This is a genomic window from Pseudomonas sp. SMN5, assembly GCF_052041925.1.
In the GTDB taxonomy this organism is placed as follows: domain Bacteria; phylum Pseudomonadota; class Gammaproteobacteria; order Pseudomonadales; family Pseudomonadaceae; genus Aquipseudomonas.
The window spans coordinates 1-448 of the sequence record NZ_JBKGGX010000077.1 but is presented as its reverse complement, the minus strand read 5'-3'; the positions used below and the strand labels follow the sequence as shown (position 1 = coordinate 448).

The following is a 448-nucleotide window of genomic DNA, read 5'->3' as shown; positions in this document are numbered from 1 at the left end:
GTTTGCCTATGACGGCTTTGGCCGGCTGCAAGCGTTGGTCAATGAGAATGGCGAAAGCTATCGGTTTGCCTGGGATGCCGGGGATCGCCTGGTCGAGCAACGGGACCTGGATGGCAGTGCCAAGCGCTACAGCTATGACATGCTCGATAACGTCTCGGCCGTGACCGCCCTCCCAGCACCCTATGGCAACGGCCTCGCGGTGGTGCCCGAGCAACCGCCCGCCCCCATCGTCCACCGGCTGGAACGCGACGCCGCAGGACGGCTGATCGCCAAGATCAACGACGATGGCCGCACCGACTACACCTACGACCCGCTGGACCAGCTCACCGCCGTCACCTTCACCGACCTGCAAGGCAACGTGCAAAGCCTGAGCTTCGCCTACGACGCCACCGGCCAGTTGCTGGAAGAACACAGCGCCGCCGGCCGCCTGCAACACCACTACGACGAG

General features: G+C 64.5%; 1 pseudogene. It reads left to right on the top strand.

Annotation, left to right across the window (positions count from 1 at the left end):
• Positions 1 to 448, top strand: a pseudogene (locus ACLEJR_RS27050) (RHS repeat-associated core domain-containing protein); the annotation flags it as partial.